This is a genomic window from Saccharopolyspora sp. NPDC050642 (genome assembly GCF_040654735.1).
GTDB classification, from domain to species: domain Bacteria; phylum Actinomycetota; class Actinomycetes; order Mycobacteriales; family Pseudonocardiaceae; genus Saccharopolyspora; species Saccharopolyspora elongata.
In genome coordinates this window covers 88,661-106,893 of the sequence record NZ_JBFAIN010000013.1, presented here as the reverse complement: position 1 = coordinate 106,893, position 18,233 = coordinate 88,661, and the positions used below count along the sequence as shown (strand labels likewise).

Here is an 18,233-nt window from a genome sequence, read left to right as displayed (position 1 = left end):
ACAGCTCCACCTTGCCCCGCTCGGCTCGATGCCATGTCCGCGCGGCAACCCGGTGGCGATGCTGTCGTCCGGTCGCTCGGTCGATTGCCCTGGGGCAACGGGTTGTTCCGCAACCCAGCACCTTCGGCGTCAGCCCCTGATTCCGCGGGTCTTGTGGAACGCCAGCCGGTAGACGGCCAGCAGGATCAGCGACCCGATCACCGCCCACACGAAACTCATCAGGTTGAACCCGGAGATGCCCGTGCTGCCGAACACCGAGCTGCCCAGCCAGCCCCCGAGCAGGCCGCCTGCGATGCCGATGAGGATGGTGACGATGATGCCGCCCGGATCCTTTCCGGGCAGGATGAACTTCGCGATAGCGCCCGCGATGAGGCCGAACAGGATCCAACTGAGAATGCCCATGTGCCGCTCCTTCGGTCGCGCTCCGCCGATCGGTCGCGCGCTGTTGTTTCGAATGAAGAACCCGCACGGCCAGGACTTGGGCCGATCAGCATTATGATGCTCGCGCTCGTTGACCACGTCAACGCAGGGCGCTCGTCGCCCTGCCGAGGGCTCCGCGCCTTCCTCGTTCGACCCGCCTGCCAATCCGCGGCACCCCGGAGGAGATCGTGCTCACCGGTCTTGCGGCCCGCTTCTCCACGCGTGCAGGTCACTCCAGCGCAATTCGTGCAGTCGGACAACGAAGCCGAACACCTTGCTCACCAGCAACGAATCTCCCGGCGAGCAGAGGCTCCGGGGACCTCGTCCTGAACATCCAGCCGTCATTGCACGGGACTCTCCCGGGCCTTCGAGTGAGACAATGGATGCATCACCTGAGTGATCGTGCGCTGAAGCAAAGGAGACGACCCTGGTACGTCAACCTGATCTACCACCAGCCGATCTCCTCGACGAGATCGAGACTGCAGCCCGGGCGCTCGTCGTGGTCTGGGGACGCAGTGCAGAACGCGTCCGGCCGACGGTTTCGGCATCGCAACTGCGCGCCCTGATCGTGGTGGATCGTCACTCTTCGATCAATCTCGCCGGGCTCTCCGACGAGCTCGGCTCGATCCCCTCTGTCACCAGTCGCTTGTGCGATCGCCTTCAGGCAGCCGGTCTGCTCGTACGTCGAAGCAGCGCCGTCGACCGTCGTGAGATCGTCCTGCAGCTCTCCCCTGACGGACGGCGTTTCGTGCAGCGCTTCCGGCGTGCCCGGAAAGCCGACCTCGCCGCAGTACTCCAGCAGATGAGCGCGCGGAACCGCAATGCCCTGCGCATGGGCTTGAACGCCTTCTACTCGGCGGCCATGGATCTCGGTCACGCAGACGAAGAGCTCGCTTGAGCGACCACGTCGAGGTGTAGCGCTATCGACAGCCGGTGTCCGAGCGTTCATGACGTGGACGGCGGCAGGACCAGTTCCTCGGCCACGCGATGGGGACCGAGCCAGTCGAGGCACACCGCCACGGCGTCGTCGTCCAGTTCTTGATCACGCAGGAAGGCGCGCAGATCGCTCATCAGCGCCCGTACGGCTTCGGCCGGCGGCAGCAGGCGGCTGGACTGAAGTGCCCGTCTGAGCGAGGTCATGGTGTAGTTGCGATCCTCGAGAACGGCGCCGTATATGCCATCGGTGAGGATGAAGAGCCGATCGCCTGCCTCGAGCTCGAAAGCCTGCGTCACGTACTCGGTGCCGTCGAACATCCCGAGCGGGAGCTGAGCCTCCAGCGAGATGGGGGCGACGCCGTCCTGGCGAACGCGCCAGATCCGCGGGGAACCCGCGTCGATGGCGAGGACGCTGCCGCTCTGGAGATCCAACTGGATCAGCAGGGTCGCGACGTACTCCGCGCCCGTGTGGTGCGACCAGACGGCTTGATCTGCCAATGCCGCCTGTTCGACCAGATCCGCACCGCTTCGGCGAGCGTTGCGCAGAGCCGTGATCGCCAACGTCGTCAGCATCGACGCCGTGACGCCTTCCCCCATGCCGTTGGTGACCGCGACGGTCAGGGTCTCCGCCTCCTGCGACCAGTCGAAGTTGTCACCTCGCACCGCGTAGGCAGGTTCGAGCTGGCCGGCCAGTCGGTAGGACTTGCCGTCGACGGCCCGCACCGGCAGCAGCTGCCATTGCATCTCCGCCGCGAGGGTCAGCCGTTCGGGCCGCCGGGCTCGCCGGTACCGGTCCGTGGCCACCTCCGCGAGGGTGATCGCGTGCGCGACCGTCCCGGCCAAGGCGACCAGTTCGTCCGTCCCGGCGGCATCCGGCAGTTCTGGCAAGCGAACGTTCAGCACGCCGATGCGGTCACCGCGGACCGCCATGGGGAGGTTCAGCACAACTCCGCCACCGACGACTTCCCGCACTGGGACTTGGTCGCAATAGGCCCGACCCGCGGGTGTCCCCACCAACGGCACCCCCGGTGCCGTCGACGCGAGCACCGGTTCCAGAAGTGCGAGCCGGAGGTCGATCAAGTAGATCTCCGAAGAGATGGCGCAGTAGTACTTCCGAAGCACTTCGTCGAGAACTTCGGCCAGCTCGTGCGCTGGGGCCTCCTTCAGGGCACGGTCCACCAGCGCCAGTCGGGCGGGCTCAGTCACGCTTGCTCCTTGACCTGCGCCATGGCGGCACCCTTCCTGTTGGTCATCCGGTCGGTCCGGTTCGGGTAGCACCTGATTGCCCGGGAGACGCAGACCGGCAAACCGCTAGCCCGGTTCGGCCCGCCACGGTGCCGTCGACCTGGACACCTCCTTCCCGTTCTTCCAGTCCTGGCACGCCCGGAACCCGACATGCACAGCCATCCGCGGCTTCAGCAGGCGGCGACCGGGCAACTCGACGTGGCTGTGAACGGAAGAGCTCAGCGGTTATCCGAGAATTTCGTCGGGTAGCCGGAGTTGTCGTCACTTCCGCTTCCCACGAGGGGAAGCCGTGAATGCGGCGGGAGCAGCACCGGGCCAAGGAGGAGACCAACGATGAAGGCGCCCGAGAGCCCCCAGCGCGTTGTTGTCGTTGGGGCGACCGGAAACATCGGCACCAGCGTGGTCGACGCGCTCGACAGGGACCCCGCGGTCGGCACCATCATCGCGCTGTCACGGCGAGAGCCACCCGTCACCAGCTCGAAGGTGCGCTGGGAACGCACGGACGTCACCGAAGACGATCTGGTGGCGCGCTTCGCCTCGGCCGACGTGGTGATCCACCTCGCCTGGTTGTTCCAGCCGACCCACGATCCGATCACGACCTGGCGCAACAACGTGCTCGGCGGCATCCGGGTCTTCGACGCCGTCGCGGCGGCCGGTGTCCCGAGCCTGGTGCACGCATCTTCGATCGCCGCCTACAGCCCGGGGCCGGACGCGCGGCCGATCGACGAGTCGTGGCCGACCCACGGGTGGCCTGCCGCGGCTTACAGCGGGGAGAAGGCCTACCTGGAGCGGTACCTCGATGCCTTCGAGCTCCAGCACCAGGACATCCGGGTCGTCCGGATGCGCACCGCGTTCTGTTTCAAACCGGAATCGGCCGCCCAGCAACGACGGCTCTTCCTGGGGCCGATGCTGATCAACCGGCTCGTCAGACCAGACCTGCTGCCGGCCCTGCCGACTCTGGGCGGCATGCGCTTCCAAGCGGTGCACAGCGACGATGTCGGCGAGGCGTACCGGCTCGCCGCGCTTTCCACCAGCGCCGGAGCGTTCAACATCGCCGCGGATCCGCTGATCGACACGGGTGTGCTGGGCGAGCTCTTCGGCAAGCCGACGGTGGGTGTTCCGTCCCGCATCGCCAGGAGCGTCCTCTCCGCCGCTTGGCACCTGCACCTCGTCCCCGCGTCGCCGGGCCTGTTCGACGCCTTCCTGCGGCTTCCCGTCTTGGATGTGTCGCGAGCCCGGGACGAACTCGGCTGGTCCCCGCGGCACAGCTCCACGGACGCCGTCGAAGGATTCCTCCACGGCTTGCGGGAAGCCGCAGGCGGCAGAACCCCGCCGCTCGCGCCACGTGTCCCAGGGGGCCGCCTGCACGAGCTCGCCACGGGTGTCGGTCAACGCCCCTGAGCACCACGACGACGTGTGGTTGACGTCCGTTCCGGTGGGTAGCCGGTGGGTGTTCGGCCCGGCAGGACAGATCTTGCGAGGTGGCCCGGTGTCACATTCCCAGCACTCGAAGACCCGCGACCTGGTCCGCGCCGGTGCGCGGGGACTCGTCGGTGCCATGGCGATGACCGGTATCCGGACCCTCACCGGGAACGTCGGTCTCGTCGAGGAAACACCCCCGGAAGCGATAGTCGGCAAGCACGCGCCGGAGTCCGTCCAGCAGCTGCCCGTGGAACACCGCATCGCGCTCACCGCGGCCGCGCACTGGTCCTTCGGCACATTCGCCGGGCTCGGGTACAACGTCCTGCCGCGGAAGATCAGATCGCTCCCCTGGTTCGGCCCGGCGTACGGCCTGATCATCTGGCTGGGGTTCGAGTCCGTCATCGCGCCGTTGCTGGCCGTGCGCCCGACCCGTCGGAGACTGCTCGGTCGTCTCGTCATCGCGCTCGACCACGCCGTCTACGGCATCGTGGTGGCCGGTCGGCTCGCGCCCGATCCCGATGCGGTCAAGCGGCCGGCCGGTGAGCGGCACCGCCACGCCATGAACGCGGTGCGGGTGTGGTGAAAGCCGGGCAGGCCGTCCCTGCTTGAAACCTAGGCGAACGCCGAGCGGGACTTGCGCCTTCCTGCGCGCAAGCCCCGCTTCCCGGGTCAGCTGCGGCTGAGAGCGCGCTCTAGCTGTTCCTTGGTCATCTTCGAGCGGCCCTTGATGTTCTGGCGGCGGGCGTCGTCGTACAGCTGCTGCTTGGTCCGGCCACCGGGGCCTTGCCGCTTGCCCGACCTCTTCCCGCCTCGCCGCTGCGGCGACATGTCCTGGGTCGACGTCTTGCTCCGCTGCCGTGCCTGCCCCTGCTGAGCCCGGTCCTTGTTCACGGTCCGCGCAGCGATCTCCTTCGCACGTCCGGCACTCGACCCGCGTTCCTGAGCCTGTTCCTTGATGTGCTCGTACTGCCGCTCTTGCTTCTTGTTCCAGGTCTGCTGCGGCATCGTTCGCACCCCCTCACAGGGTTTCCACCCATGTGGCTACCCGCGGACGACACGAAGAACACCTTCCGGGCATCTCAACAGGCCACATTGGATTCCGGCCGCCGCCATCGTCAGTTGCAGAACCGCGCGAGTCGTTGCTCCATGTCGTCACACGCGTTCGGCAGCCGGAACGCGGGTGAGGCGAGCACGCCGGGGCAGTTCCCGCGGACCGCCTCCCAGAGGAACCGCCGCACAGACGCGGAGTCCGGCAGGATGTCCTCGCCCAAGAACTCCAGCGTCGCGGTCCCGCCGCAGCCGTCGGTGTCGATCCGCAGCGCCCATCCGCTCACCTCGTCCCAGGTCAGCAGGAGCGGGAACTCCTCGAACACCGGCACTTGGGAACCAACGAGAATGATCACGGTCGCGAGATCGACGTCGAGGTTGATGTCGATCTCGAAGACGTCGACGCCGAGATCTTCCGCCACGGAGGTGGCGTAGCCGACCAATCCGTCTGCCGCGAGACTCATCGTGTCCATCACCGATCCTCCCGTCCGACCTCGCTTCCCGTTCGACATCAGCGCTGCTGCCCATTGGGTAACCGGTATCGCGCCGGTCTAGTCCAGCCGGCGGCCGTCGCGGGAACGTACCGGTAACCGCGCGACGCTCAACCGCTGCAAGCGCTGCCGTTCACCCTCGACGAGGGGCCCTGGCCTAATCGCCGGGGCGCAGCAGGACCTTCACCGCGCCATCCTCCTTCCGCTGGAAGATGTCGTAGCCGTGCGGGGCCTCGTCCAACGGCAGCCGGTGCGTCGCGAGGTCGCGCACCCCGAGCGGGTCCGCCTCGTCCCGGACCAGCGGCATCAGATCACCGATCCACCGCTTCACATGGGCCTGTCCCATGCTGACCCGCACGCCCTTGTCGAACATCACCAGCATCGGCAGCGGGTCGGCGGTGCCCGCGTAGACGCCGCTGACCGAGATCGTCCCGCCACGCCGGACCGCGTCGATGCACTGGTGCAGGACCGTGAGCCTGTCCACGCCCGCCTTGGTCATCAGAGGCTCCGCGACCGCGTCCGGTAGGGCGCTGACCAGCTTCTGCAGGAACTCCGCACCGGGCGAGCCGTGCGCCTCCATGCCCACGGCGTCGATGGCGGAATCCGCGCCGCGCCCCTCCGTCATGGCGCGGACCGCGGACGGCACGTCGTCGTGCGCGTGGGCGTCGATGACCTCGATCCCGTACCGCAGGGCCATCTCCAGCCGGTCGGGTTCGAGGTCCACCCCGATCACCCGGGCGCCCCTGAAGGCTGCGATCCGCGCGCTCATCTGCCCGATCGGGCCGAGGCCGAACACGACGACCGATCCCCCTTCCGGGACGGCCGCGTACTCGACCGCCTGCCATGCGGTGGGCAGCACGTCCGAGAGGTAGACGAACTGCTCGTCCGGTGGGCCGTCGGGCACCTTGATCGGGCCGAACTGCGCCTGGGGCACGCGCAACAGCTCCGCCTGCCCGCCCGGCACGCTGCCGTAGAGCTTGGTGTACCCGAACAGCGCCGCACCGCTGCCGTGCTCGCGCACCTGCGTCGTCTCGCACTGGGCGTACAGCCCGCGGCGGCACATCCAGCAGTGCCCGCAGGAGATGTTGAACGGGATCACGACGCGGTCGCCGGGCTTGATGTGGGTGACTTCGGAGCCCGTCTCCTGGACGATGCCCATGGCTTCGTGCCCGAGCACGTCACCCGGCTCCAGGAACGGCCCGAGCAGTTCGTACAGGTGCAGGTCGGAGCCGCAGATGCCGGTGGTGGTCACCGCGATGATCGCGTCGGTCGCGGCTTCCAGCCGCGGGTCCGGCACGTCGGTCACCCGGACATCGCGCGGTCCCTGCCAAGTGAGCGCCTTCACGCGCACCTCCGAGATCGTCGTTCCGTTCGGCGTCACCCGGGGTGGGTCTCGCCGCCGACGGGTGCCAGCACTTCACCGGTGTAGTAGCTCGAAAGTCGCTCTGCTGCGAAGAAGACGTACGACGGCGCGATCTCGTCGGGATGGGCCATGCGCCCCATCGGGGTCTGCTCGCCGAATCCCTCCACCTTGTCCTCGGTCAGCGTCGCCGGGATGAGCGGAGTCCACACCGGCCCGGGGGCCACGCAGTTGACGCGGATGCGTCGGCCGACCAGCGACTGCGCGAGCGACTGCGTGAACACGTGGATGGCGCCCTTCGTCGCCGAGTAGTCCATCAGGTCCTTGTTCCCGCGCAGCCCGTTGACCGAGCCCGTGTTGATGATCGCCGCGCCGTCCGGCAGATGCCGCAACGCGGCCTTGCACAGCCAGAAGATCGCGTAGACGTTGACCTTGAAGGTCCTGTCGAACTGGTCGTTGCTGATCTCGGTCAGGTCGTCCTGCGGCGCTTGCGTGCCCGCGTGGTTCACCAGCACGTCCAGCCCACCCAGCTGTGCAACGACGTCCTCGACCAGTTCGTTGCAGTACTGCTCGCTGCCGACGTCGCCCCGGCGGAGGTAGCAGGACCGGCCCTGTTCCCGCACGAGTTCGGCCGTGCGCTCGGCATCCTCGTCCTCCATCTCGTCGAGGTACGAGATCGCGACATCCGCGCCTTCCTTCGCGAACGCGATCGCCACCGCGCGCCCGATGCCCGAATCGCCGCCGGTGATGAGGGCGCGCTTGCCAATCAGGTGGTGCGCGCCGACGTAGTCCCGCATCTCATCTCTGGGATGCGGCCGCATCGCCTGCGTGGTTCCTGGAGGGCGCTGCTGCTGCGCTCGTGCTGTCTTCGGCAATTCCGCCATCGTGAAGCCCTCACCATCGATCGTTCGTTCCGGAAAGCACTACTGGCGCACAGATCCACAAACCGGCGCCTAACGGTGGCACCGCAGATCTGCTCTCCGGGCGCCCGCGAGTTGTGATCACGCTTCCCCGCAACGCCTCCGCGCGGAGATCGCGTTCCAGTACGTCCACTTGGGACGGACTGGACGTCCGCGCGCGAGCCGCGGCCATCTCCGCCCGGCCCGCTCGGCGCGAAGAAACCGGGCTCGCCAGCGGCGGGGCTCACTGCTTCCGCGGGCGATCGGCCTTGGGCTTGCCGGGAAGTCTGCCGATGCCGTGCCGCGGCGGGTGCATCGGTTCCGGCGAGCCGCTGGGCTCGACCGGGGAGCCCCCGGGGGTGTCCTCGGCCTCCACGGGCTGCGCCTCCTGCGCCCCGCCCGACGGCGTCGCCCCCTCCCGCAACTCCTGCAACCGGTTTTCCAGCGCCTCCATCACTTGAACCCGGTTGTTGTGCACGCGCTCGTAGTCCAGCAGCTGCTGGATCTGCTCGCCGTCCAGCGACCGGATCCGGTGCTGCAGGGAGCCGACCGGTACGTTGTCGTAGTCGATGAGGGGAAGCTCGTGCGGGGCCATCTCTCCTCCTTTGCAACAGCTACAGGCGTTCCCCGTTCCTGGCCGGATCATGCTTGGCGCGGCGTGATGCCGCTCAGCGCCCGGCCTTCCACCGGGAACGCCGGGAACTCCGGTGGGACGACCTGCTGCCGGTCCACGACCAGGGCCCCAGCCGCAGGGACCACGTCATCGCACCGCGTCGTCCGCGATGCCAGCTCAGCGGGCCGATCTTCCCGCGCCGGGCAAGCGAGTTCTTCATCTCCCACTCCTTCCGATCGCGATGCTCCGATCGCCGACGGCAGATGATCTCCCCAACCCTGGTGCGGCGCCGATTTCTCCGGAGCAGGAACACTTCCCGGCCAAGGCGGGGAATCCCTCCGGCACGACCGCTAGTCCTGCTCGCGCGATTCCCGGCGGCGTCGGGCGCGACGTTCGCGTTCCCGCCGGCTGTAGGTCGCCCGCCGGACGGCCGTCTCCGTTTCGAGGCTGGACCCCAGCGCGCCCGCCACCGTGCCCATGGAACTCGCCAGCCAGGACAGGCTGACGTAGTCGATGAACGCCGCCGCATGCCCCAACTGCTTCCCCAGGTAGTCCACGCTGATCACGGCGGTGGACCCGATCAGGGTGATCACGAACAGCAGGGCGTACATGCAGGCCACCCCGATGGTCAGGGTGATCAGCGTGGCCGCGTTGTACAGCACGACCTTGTTGCGGTCCTCGCTGTTGCGCGGCCTTTCCCACAGGCCGTTGTGCAGCGTGATCCACGTGACCATGGCGAAGACCGCGACCAGGTTGATCAGGACCAGGCGGACGACGCTGAGGTTGTCCGCCAGCGACCAGATGGTCGGGAAGAAGATGCCGAACGCGGCGGTCGCGGTGGCGGCCGCGATCGCCCGCGAAAGCTCCGGGACCAACCGCCACGGCCGGTTGTCGCGCACCATCCCGAAGAGGAGGCGCAGCCGGCCGCGCACTCCGGGCAGCACCAAGGTCACGTCGGCGTGGTCGTTCCCGGCGGGAACCTGGCGGATCTGCGAACCGGGCCAGCCCCACCTCCGCGCGTGGTGGTGCCCGCCTGCCGGGCGGGAGTCCGTGAGCTTCAGCGTTTCCCGGGCGAGCAACCCCACCAGGTGCACGACGACGTCCCGGACGTACGGCCGCAACCGGATCCAGCCGATCGCCGGCAGCGACGCCAGGCCGACCCCGTTATCGGTGTCGACCTCGGCCACCACGGGGCGGGTGGCGTCGCGCCGGGGCAGATCGGTCAAGCAGACCAACAGGTCCCAGCCCTCCGACGACTTCTTCTCCTGCGCCTTGCCCGCGATGTCGATCCGGCCGTCCTCGCTCAGCGACAACGCCTCGGACCGGACCTCCACGGACCAGTCGAGATCTTGATCGACTCGCGCGCGGAACTCGCCCGGGAGCCCGTCAGCGATCCGGTGCGCGATCTCCGTGGGCACACCGGGGTCGGCGACCACACCCACCGTGATCGCGCGGTTGCTGCCTCGCCCGGCCGACGACATGCCACCTCCCACTCCGGCACCATCCTTGCCATTCCCGGGGCGGGGCGGTTCCGAAACAACCTCCGCCCGACGAGTTGCTCTCCACCATCGCGGGAGCCGGGCGGCGACACCGGGTACTTCAGCGTTACCGGGCCTTCCGAGCCGAGGAGGCACCTGCCATGCCCGAGTACGAACACCCCTTGGAAGCGCTGCACCACGGCCGCGACGCCGTGGGGACGGCCGTGAGCCGGCAGGCCAGGACCCCGCAACCGTCCCTGCGGGAGCTCCACGCCTTCGGCTCGGCGATCGTGTCGACGATCGCCCAGCTCAGCCAGTTGAGCTCGGTGCTGGCCGAACAGGTGGGGCGCTTCGACGAACGCGAGCTGGAACGGGCCAAGACCAGCGATCACCCCGGCGACAAGCTGAAGGTCGCCGGCACCCACCTGGCCAGGCTGAGCGATCAGTTGGAGATGGCCGTCACGGACGCCATCCGGTACTGGACCACGATCGAGAGCGTGGACCTGCACACCTCGGGCGACCTCAGAGCACGCCCCGAAACCGAGGCCTAGCGATCACGAACACCGGACCGGCATCGTCAGCGGAGCTCGGGACCAGGTGCGCCGATGAGTGCCCGGAACTCCGGCGCCGGCAGGGGACGTGAGAACAGGAACCCCTGGCACGCGTCGACGCCGAGGCCCTCGAGCAGGCGGCGTTGGGTGGTGTTCTCGACGCCTTCGGCGATGCAGGTCCGCCGCATGGCCCGGGCGAGTTCGACCACGGCGCGGACGATCCCGAGGTCCGCCGGATCGGTCCCCATGCCGGAGACGAAGCGCCGGTCGAGTTTGACGATCTGGGTGGGCAGGTCCTTGAGGCGGGCGAGCGAGGAATAGCCCGTTCCGAAGTCGTCCATGGCGAACCGCACCCCGGTGCGGGCCAGGTCGCTCATCGTCTTGCGCGGCTTCGACGGCAGGTCCACCAGGGACGTCTCGACCATCTCGACGACGACCCGGTCCGGCGCGATGCCGGTCTCGCTGATCGCGGCGGAGATCTCGTCGGCGAAGTCCGGGGCCTCGGGGCGCAGCCCGGAGACGTTCACCGTCACGCCCACGGGGTGGCCGTCGTGCGACTTCCAGGTGGTCGCCTCGCCCAGCGCGGTGCGCAGGACCCAGCGGTCCAGCTCGGGCAGCAGGCCGCCCTTCTCCGCCACCGGCAGGATCACGTCCGGCGCCAGCGGTCCGAGGTCCGGGTGTCGCCACCGCACGAGCGCTTCCGCCAGCACGATGGACCGGTCCCGGGCCACGATCGGCTGGTAGTGCAGCTGGAGCCCGTCGTGGCGCAATGCGTCGCGCAGCTCTTCCTCCAGGGTCAACTGCGCCCCGCTGGTGGTCGGCGCGGTCCGCGTGAGGCGTCCGTGGCCGCGTTTGGCGTCGAACATCGCCGCGTCCGCGGCGCTGATGATCTCGTCGATCGTGGCACCGTCCTGGACGGCGACCGCGCCGATGGAGGCCGTGATGCAGACCAGTCGGTCCTGCAACGGGATGGCCGCGCTCAGGATGTCCGAGACCTTCGTGGTGAGCGCGTCGATCCCGCCGCAGCCGGACACGTCGGAGCAGACCACGAGGAATTCGTCCCCGTAGAGCCGGGCCGGTGTGCAGCAGGGCGGGAGCTCGGTGGTCAGGCGCTGAGCCAAGGCCAGGAGCAGCTCGTCGCCCGCGTCGTGGCCGAGCGAGTCGTTCACGCGTTTGAAGTTGTCCAGATCGCAGAACAGCACGGCCGCTCGGTCGGTGCCGCCGCCGGCGAGCACGGGGGTCAGCAGCTCGTTGACGCCCTGCCGGTTGAGCAGCCCGGTCGTCTGGTCGTGCGTCGCCTGGAAGTGCAGGGTCTCGGCGTGCCGGACCTGCTCGGTGACGTCCTGGAACACCGCCAACCAGAACCGGTTCCCGTCGTCGTGCACCGACGCCGCGCACCGCACGTCGCAGAACACCGGTCGCCCATCGGCGCGGGCCAGAACGCGGGGTGCTGCCGGCTGCCGATCCAGTTCGGCCGGGCCCGCAGGACTCGAGATCAGTCCCGCCTGGGAATCGCTGGGGTGCATCAGATCGGCGGCGCTCTTGCCGTGCAGCCGGTCGCCCAGCAGGTCGCACAGGGCGCCGTTGGCGTCCAGGATCCGTTCGTCCTGGTCGAGGAGGGCGATGCCCACCGGAGCGAGTTCGAAGAGGTCGGTGAACCGCCGTTCCGAGCGCTGCCGCTGGGCGTGCGCCTCGGTCTCGTCCCGGACCACCTTGATGAAGCCCTCCAGGCTGCCGTCCGGCGCCCGCTGCGCCGTGATCACCACGTGCGCCCAGAACCGGGTCCCGCCCTTGCGCAGCCGCCAACCCCGGTCGATGAAGAACCCGCGCGCCATGGCTTGGCCCAATTCCCAGTCCGGATACCCGGACTCGACCTGCTCGGACGGGTAGAACACCGAGAAGTGCCGCCCGATGACCTCCTCGCTGTCGTAACCCTTGACCCGCCGAGCCCCGGCGCTCCAGCTACTCACCCGGCCATCGGCGTCGAGGGCGAAGATGGCGTACTCGCGCAGGTCGGCGACGAGGTCTCCGATCAACGGATCTCCGAGAGGCGCCGCTCCCGGTCGCCGGATGCCGCTGTCGGGCCGATCGCCGACCACGTCCATCGCCTGGTTGTCGGGGAAATTCACCACATCTCCGTCCTGAGCTGCACCGCGGCGGCGACAGCCGACTCGCGCGGGCGAGGAACCGCACCGCGCTCCCGCAGCACCACCCGGGCGCCGGGCCCAACGCGCGTGGGCACGGAGCCACTCGAGCAATGCCACGCACTGTACATACCGCGAACGCGAAAATCGCTATGTCACCCACGAGGGCCACAGCTGGTCACAGCAGGTATCAGGAGCGTTCACGAGGCGGAGGCCACGGCTCAGGGCGCCGCCGGCGCGATCGGACGCGAAGTCCGCTCGGCGGCCCGGCAGGTTGCCGAGATCCGATCATCGGACGAGGCTTGCCCGGACGTGTGCGCTCCAGACGGCGAGCAGCGCACAGGAACGGACAGGAAGGCACCCGATGACGCAGTCCCACGACGACGCGCGGCCGAAGGCAGCGCACTTCGAAGGCACCCTGCCCTCGGGGCAGTACTGGCAGGGCTGGACGGTTCAGCGGCCAGTCGGCGTGGTCGTGCTCGTCCACGGCGTGCACGAGCACAGCGGCCGCTACCGCCACGTCGCGGAGCGGCTCAACGCGGCCGGCTACACCGTTTACGCCCTCGATCACCCCGGGCACGGCCGTTCGCCGGGGAAGCGCGGCAACATCGGGAGCATGGCCGCTGCCGTCGCCGGGGTCGACCTCCTGGCGCGGCTGGCCGTCGAGCGCCACGACGACGTGCCGCTGTTCGTCTACGGGCACAGCCTCGGCGGGCTGATCTCCCTGCAGTACCTCACCGGGACGCCGCTCGACCGGATCGCCGGTGCCGTGATCTCCGCCCCCGCGCTCAACACCGGCTCGGTGTCGGCCGTGGAGCGGGCCGCCGCACCGCTGCTGTCCAAGCTGCTGCCCGACCTCGGCGTGCGCAGCCTCGACGCGAGCACCATCAGCCGCGATCCCGAGGTCGTCCGGGCCTACCGCACCGACCCGCTCTGCCACGACGGGAAGATGCGGGCGCGGACCGCGACCGAGATCATGCTGGCGGTCGAAGCGATGCCGCAGCGCCTGAAGTCGCTGACCATGCCGCTGTTCGTCCTGCACGGCGGCGCGGACCGGCTGATGCCACCGGCCGCCAGCGAGCTGGTGCGCGCCCACGCGGGATCACCGGACCTCACCCTGCGGATCCACGAAGGGCTCTACCACGAGCCGCACAACGAGCCGGAGAAGGACCGCGTGCTCGACGAGATCGCGGACTGGCTCGACGCCCACCGGAAGGCCTGAAACGCCGGCGGGACTCGATCGGCGCCGACGGTGATGTTTCCTCGTCCCCGTGGGCGTAAACCCTCGTGCCGAGTCAGCTGAACCCGCGCACGAGGAGGTCTTGGATCTCATGTGGAACACGCGACTTCGGAACATCCCGGCGCAACTCCGCAAGCGGTTCGGGCGGTCGCGCACCAGGACGGCGCCGGTGCCCGGGCGCGAGTCCGATCCGCTGCTGCACAAGGGCCCCCGAGTCCCGCCGGAAGCGCTGCGCCGCGGGCGACGGCTGGAGTGAGCCGAACGTGCAGGGGCCGACGAACTCCCGGTTCGCCGGCCCCTGCGCCGTTGCTGCCCACCTTCGCCGCGCGCGAGGTTTTCCCTTGCGCCATCTCAGAAAACGGCCGGGCGCTCACGGCTGAACGGGGAAGCGCAAGATCGCGCCCGCTCCGTCGGTCAGCCCGGTCCCGGCAGGCACGAGTTCGACGTCGGAGGTCGTCTCGGCGCAGGTCTTGAGCAGGAACGCCTCGTGCTCCGGCGGCGCGTCGTCCTCCAGCAGCAACGTCTCTACCGCGCCCTGCTCGGCCGCCCGCACAACCGAGTCGTCCCCCTGGACCGCCCGGCCGTGCGTCAGGCCCGCCTCCATCCTGTCGGCGCTGTCCGCCGCCCTTCGCTTGATCTCCTCGCCGGCGATCCGCACCAGCTCTTCGTCGAGCGCCTCATCGGAGGCGTTGTGGGCGAGCCCGCCCCGCTCGGTCTCGACGACGCGCTCCGCGAGCTCGACCGGCAGGTGCTCCCGCACCTCGGTCCGCGCCTGCACGCCACCGGCGAGGACCACCACCTGCGGCCGGAACTTCGCGGCGACCGCGTTCACATGAGCCACCACGTCCTTCGCATTGCGCTGCAACGTTTCCTCGGCGCGCCGATGAATGCGCTTGTGGGACAACGCCCCGTGACGCGGCTTGTGCACACTGCCGTGCCCCGTGCCTTCCACGACGTCGGTGTCGATCTCCTGCGGTCCGCGATGCTCGGTCACCACGTCCTGGCGCACCTGCGCGCCTTCCTGATCCGCGATCACCACGAGCTCGGACACCGAGCGCGCGGCCTCCCGCACGTAGGCGCCGAGTTGCGGGAGCGCATCCCAGAACGCGTCGTCGCCGGCTCCGGGCTCGACGTGCCACGGTTCGTCGAGCAGCACGGCGGACCCGGCACCCACCAGCACCCGGCCCCGAGCCTGCTCCTCGCCGGGCGCACCGCTCAGCGCCGACTCGATGGCGTCCAGCGTTTCCGCTGGCGCGCCTGCCGCCTGGAGCCGGTCGCGCAGCGCCCGCCACCGCAGCTCGACCTGCTTGCCCGCGTCCTCCCCCGGCGAGCGGGCCTCCAGGTAGACGGTCGCGAACGGCCCCTCCTGCTCGTACACGTGACGCAAACCAACCAGTTCCATCGCTGAGCTCCTCAACTCCGGTCGCACGTCGCCGGGTGGCTGCCCGGCGCTTGCCGATCAACGGCTACCCCGGCGACCGCTCCGGCAACACATCCCATCCACGACCGCATGGCTCTCCTCACACCACGCATCGATGCGCTCAGCCGAGCCAGACGAGCACTCGCCCGGATGTCCACAGTGCACAGGCGCCGGTCGTGCGCTGTTCATGGCGCGGCTCCGCCCGAGGAATTCGCGCTGGGCGAAGCCGAAAACCGCCGACGGGCCGCGGCGCGAGCGTCACGGTGCCGGGGGCTGGTGCTGCGTGGTGGCGAACCGCTGGCGGTAGTGGGTCGGCGTCGTGCCCAGGTGGCGGGCGAAGGCGCGGCGGAGGGATTCGTCGGTGCCCAGTCCACTGTGGCGCGCGGCCGAGGTGACGCTGTGCCCGTCGAGGAGGAGTTGCTGGGCGCGGTCGAGGCGGACGCGTTCGACCCAGCGGGCCGGTGTGGTGCCGAGTTCGGCGCTGAACAAGCGGGTCAGGTGCCGGGTGCTGACGGCCGCCGCGACGGCCATGGCCGGCAGGCTGTGGTCGGCGCCCGGGTCGGCGACCACGGACGCGATCACCGCGCGCAGCACGTCGCTCCGCGCCGGCGGGGTGGCGAGGGCCGTGGAGAACTGCGACTGCCCGCCCGGGCGTTGCAGGAACACGACCATTTCCCGGGCGATGTCCCGGGCCACGTCCGCGCCGTGGTCGTCTTCCACGAGGGCGAGGGTCAGATCGATTCCGGCGCTGATGCCGGCCGAGGTGACGTAGCGGCCGTCGCGGATGTGGATGGCGTCCGGCTCGACGCGCACCCGGGGGTAGCGGCGGGCGAGCGCTTCGGCGTGCCGCCAGTGCGTGGTCGCGCGGCGGCCGTCGAGCAGCCCCAGTTCGGCGAGGACGAAGGCGCCGGTGCAGACCGACGCGACCCGTTTCGCCTGCGTGGCGAGCGTGCGCACGGCCGCCAGCAGGTCGTCCTCCGGCCGCTGCTCGGCGAGCCGGTCGCCACCGGCGACCACCACCGTGTCGACGGGACCGGCCGCGGCTGCCGAGACGCTGCCGGCCAGCCCCAGCCCGGCGGACGTGGCGACCTGCGCACCGCTCGGCGAGACCAGCACCAACTCGTACGGGTGGCCTAGCCGACCCGCCTGGTGCAACACCTCCGACGGGCCGCTGACATCGAGCATGGTCACACCGTCGAACACCACGACGGCCACCCGGTGCGTCATGTCCGGATCTGTGGTTCTTCTGGCCGGAAGGACATGGCACCAGGGTAGCCGCCCGGGCGAACCTGGAACCCGTCACCGACCGAGCAGGAGGCAGCGGAGATGAAGGAATCCATCGCAGGCGTGCAGATCCCGGACAGCGCCCTGGCACGGGAGGCCACCGAGCTGGTGCGCGAGGCCGCGTCGCCGTTGCTGTTCGACCACTCCCGGCGGGTGTTCCTGTGGGGATCGTTGCGCGGCCGGGAGCAGGGGTTGCGGTTCGATCCCGAGCTGCTGTACGTGGGCGCCATGTTCCACGACCTGGGGCTGACCGAGCGGTTCCGCCGCGCGGACCAGCGCTTCGAGATCGACGGCGCCGACGAGGCCCGCAGGTTCCTGCGCGCCCACGGCATCGGCGGCGAACCCGCCGACCGAATCTGGACCGCCATCGCCCTGCACACCACCCCCGAAATCCCGCTGCACATGGCGCCCGAGGTAGCTCTGGTCACCCGCGGCGTCGAGCTCGACGTCCTGGGCATCGGCTACCACGCGGTCTCCGACGAGCAACGCGCCGCCGTGGTCGCGGCGCACCCCCGCCCGGACTTCAAGAACCGGATCCTCGCCGCGTTCACCGAAGGCATCGAGGACCGCCCCGAGACGACGTTCGGCAACGTCAAGGCGGACGTGCTCGCCTACTACGCCCCGGGCTTCGTGCGCGGCGACTTCGTCGAGGTCATCAAGAACTCCGACTGGCCGGAGTGATCCCCCGCCGAAGGAAGGACGCGCCGATTCGACGGGTCGCCCGGGCGACCGTTTCAGAACGGCTCCGCCCGGCTCATCCCGAAGACGCCCGATGCGACGCGCGAAATCGGCACCCTGCGCTCCAGGCGGCCACATCCCGAACGTGCGAACGACCCCTGAATCCGGGTCAGCTCATCGCCAAGGCGCGAGCTCCAGTCCAAAGTGGAGCATGGCGTCACGCCCCGGGCTCGAGGGCGAAGCGGGCCGCTAGGCCGCGCAGGACGCAGTCCAGCCCGGTGGCGAACTCGTCGTCGCGGGTGCTGCGCAGGTTCTGGCCCCGCTGCGCGGCGTACAGCTTGCGCTGCCGCGGGAACTCCTGCACCGCTCGTTCGGCGGCGGGCCACAGGCGCTCGGCCCACTCCTGCTCGCCCTGCCCGCTGCGCGCGAGCATGGTCAGCCAGGCCGCCTCGCTGGTCGACACCCCGACGACGTAGGCGAAGACCGTGTTCATCGCCCGGTCGGCCGCGTCCAGCGGGAAGCCCCCCTCCTCGAACGCGGCGAGGATGGCCTCGGTCAGCCGCATCATGTTCGGTCCGAGGTAGGCCACGCCCGCCTCGCCGAGCACGGAGACGATCCACGGGTGGCGCAGCAGCGTCGACCGGATGCTGTGCGCGCAGCCGGTGATGGCCGCCCGCCAGCCCGCGGCATCGCCGGGGACCGGCACCTCGATCTCGCCGTAGACCTCGTCCACGACCAGTTCGATCAGCTCGTCCTTGTTGGCCACGTGCGTGTACATCGAGGTGGCCCCGGCGTTGAGCTGGGCGCCGAGCTTGCGCATGCTCAACGCCCCGATTCCCTCGGCGTCCAGCAGGCGCAGAGCCGCGGCGACGATCTGCTCCCGGCTCAGCGCCGGCTGCTCCCGCCGCTGTCGCTGCGGGCGGGCCCACACCGAGGGAAACGGCTGCTCATCGGCTGGCATGCGGCCTCCTCGCTCCTCTCGCGCGATCCGTCCGAACAGTGTAC

General features: G+C 69.7%; 19 protein-coding genes. 7 read left to right on the top strand and 12 right to left on the bottom strand.

Annotated features, from left to right (window positions below; genetic code table 11):
• Positions 1-129: 129 nt before the first annotated feature.
• Complete coding sequence (locus tag AB0H93_RS21510) at positions 130-402, bottom strand: GlsB/YeaQ/YmgE family stress response membrane protein (protein WP_358574755.1); 273 nt, start codon at positions 400-402, stop codon at positions 130-132.
• A 517-nt stretch (positions 403-919) separates the two neighbouring features.
• On the opposite strand from AB0H93_RS21510, the gene AB0H93_RS21505 reads away from it, so the two are divergent.
• The gene (locus AB0H93_RS21505) at positions 920-1,318 is read left to right on the top strand and encodes a MarR family transcriptional regulator (RefSeq protein WP_358574754.1); all 399 of its coding nucleotides are present in this window, start codon (positions 920-922) and stop codon (positions 1,316-1,318) included.
• A gap of 47 nt (positions 1,319-1,365) precedes the next feature.
• Here AB0H93_RS21505 and AB0H93_RS21500 read toward each other — a convergent pair whose 3' ends face one another.
• Complete coding sequence (locus AB0H93_RS21500; protein ID WP_358574753.1) at positions 1,366-2,562, bottom strand: PP2C family protein-serine/threonine phosphatase; 1,197 nt, start codon at positions 2,560-2,562, stop codon at positions 1,366-1,368.
• 372 nt (positions 2,563-2,934) lie between these two features.
• Between AB0H93_RS21500 and AB0H93_RS21495 the strand changes: the two genes are divergently transcribed.
• Positions 2,935-4,002 (top strand): NAD-dependent epimerase/dehydratase family protein, encoded by a 1,068-nt coding sequence (locus AB0H93_RS21495; protein ID WP_358574751.1) that lies wholly within the window; start codon positions 2,935-2,937, stop codon positions 4,000-4,002.
• An 88-nt stretch (positions 4,003-4,090) separates the two neighbouring features.
• Positions 4,091-4,606: a hypothetical protein gene (locus AB0H93_RS21490; protein WP_358574749.1), complete on the top strand. Its 516-nt coding sequence runs from the start codon at positions 4,091-4,093 to the stop codon at positions 4,604-4,606.
• Positions 4,607-4,692: 86 nt separating this feature from the next.
• Here AB0H93_RS21490 and AB0H93_RS21485 read toward each other — a convergent pair whose 3' ends face one another.
• From AB0H93_RS21485 to AB0H93_RS21460, 6 genes are all read right to left on the bottom strand, one after another.
• Positions 4,693-5,028, bottom strand: coding sequence for a plasmid stabilization protein (locus AB0H93_RS21485; protein ID WP_358574747.1), 336 nt, complete (start codon positions 5,026-5,028; stop codon positions 4,693-4,695).
• Positions 5,029-5,138: 110 nt separating this feature from the next.
• Complete coding sequence (locus AB0H93_RS21480; protein WP_358574745.1) at positions 5,139-5,543, bottom strand: DUF6292 family protein; 405 nt, start codon at positions 5,541-5,543, stop codon at positions 5,139-5,141.
• A gap of 175 nt (positions 5,544-5,718) precedes the next feature.
• Positions 5,719-6,906, bottom strand: coding sequence for a zinc-dependent alcohol dehydrogenase (locus AB0H93_RS21475; RefSeq protein ID WP_358574868.1), 1,188 nt, complete (start codon positions 6,904-6,906; stop codon positions 5,719-5,721).
• A 32-nt stretch (positions 6,907-6,938) separates the two neighbouring features.
• A complete protein-coding gene (locus AB0H93_RS21470; protein ID WP_358574743.1) occupies positions 6,939-7,805 on the bottom strand; it encodes an SDR family oxidoreductase in 867 nt (288 codons plus the stop codon).
• Between the two features lie 259 nt (positions 7,806-8,064).
• On the bottom strand, positions 8,065-8,415 hold the full coding sequence (locus tag AB0H93_RS21465; RefSeq protein ID WP_358574742.1) for a hypothetical protein: 351 nt from the start codon (positions 8,413-8,415) through the stop codon (positions 8,065-8,067).
• Between the two features lie 368 nt (positions 8,416-8,783).
• Complete coding sequence (locus AB0H93_RS21460; protein WP_358574741.1) at positions 8,784-9,914, bottom strand: hypothetical protein; 1,131 nt, start codon at positions 9,912-9,914, stop codon at positions 8,784-8,786.
• Between the two features lie 158 nt (positions 9,915-10,072).
• Here AB0H93_RS21460 and AB0H93_RS21455 point away from each other — a divergent pair, with 158 nt between their 5' ends.
• Entirely contained in the window at positions 10,073-10,462 is a 390-nt protein-coding gene (locus AB0H93_RS21455) for a hypothetical protein (protein WP_358574739.1), read from the top strand.
• Positions 10,463-10,488: 26 nt separating this feature from the next.
• On the opposite strand, the gene AB0H93_RS21450 is transcribed toward AB0H93_RS21455, so the two are convergent.
• On the bottom strand, positions 10,489-12,591 hold the full coding sequence (locus tag AB0H93_RS21450) for an EAL domain-containing protein (RefSeq protein ID WP_358574738.1): 2,103 nt from the start codon (positions 12,589-12,591) through the stop codon (positions 10,489-10,491).
• A 379-nt stretch (positions 12,592-12,970) separates the two neighbouring features.
• Between AB0H93_RS21450 and AB0H93_RS21445 the strand changes: the two genes are divergently transcribed.
• The gene (locus AB0H93_RS21445) at positions 12,971-13,828 is read left to right on the top strand and encodes a lysophospholipase (RefSeq protein ID WP_358574737.1); all 858 of its coding nucleotides are present in this window, start codon (positions 12,971-12,973) and stop codon (positions 13,826-13,828) included.
• Positions 13,829-13,928: 100 nt separating this feature from the next.
• Complete coding sequence (locus AB0H93_RS21440; protein WP_358574735.1) at positions 13,929-14,102, top strand: hypothetical protein; 174 nt, start codon at positions 13,929-13,931, stop codon at positions 14,100-14,102.
• A 114-nt stretch (positions 14,103-14,216) separates the two neighbouring features.
• Here the strand turns inward: AB0H93_RS21440 and AB0H93_RS21435 are convergent, their stop codons facing one another.
• Together AB0H93_RS21435 and AB0H93_RS21430 are read right to left on the bottom strand one after the other, a co-directional pair.
• Positions 14,217-15,248, bottom strand: a complete 1,032-nt coding sequence (locus AB0H93_RS21435) for a hypothetical protein (protein WP_358574734.1) — start codon at positions 15,246-15,248, stop codon at positions 14,217-14,219.
• Between the two features lie 276 nt (positions 15,249-15,524).
• Complete coding sequence (locus AB0H93_RS21430; protein WP_358574732.1) at positions 15,525-16,493, bottom strand: GlxA family transcriptional regulator; 969 nt, start codon at positions 16,491-16,493, stop codon at positions 15,525-15,527.
• A 99-nt stretch (positions 16,494-16,592) separates the two neighbouring features.
• Between AB0H93_RS21430 and AB0H93_RS21425 the strand changes: the two genes are divergently transcribed.
• Entirely contained in the window at positions 16,593-17,231 is a 639-nt protein-coding gene (locus AB0H93_RS21425) for an HD domain-containing protein (protein WP_358574731.1), read from the top strand.
• Positions 17,232-17,445: 214 nt separating this feature from the next.
• On the opposite strand, the gene AB0H93_RS21420 is transcribed toward AB0H93_RS21425, so the two are convergent.
• A complete protein-coding gene (locus tag AB0H93_RS21420; protein ID WP_358574730.1) occupies positions 17,446-18,189 on the bottom strand; it encodes a TetR/AcrR family transcriptional regulator in 744 nt (247 codons plus the stop codon).
• Positions 18,190-18,233 lie beyond the last annotated feature (44 nt).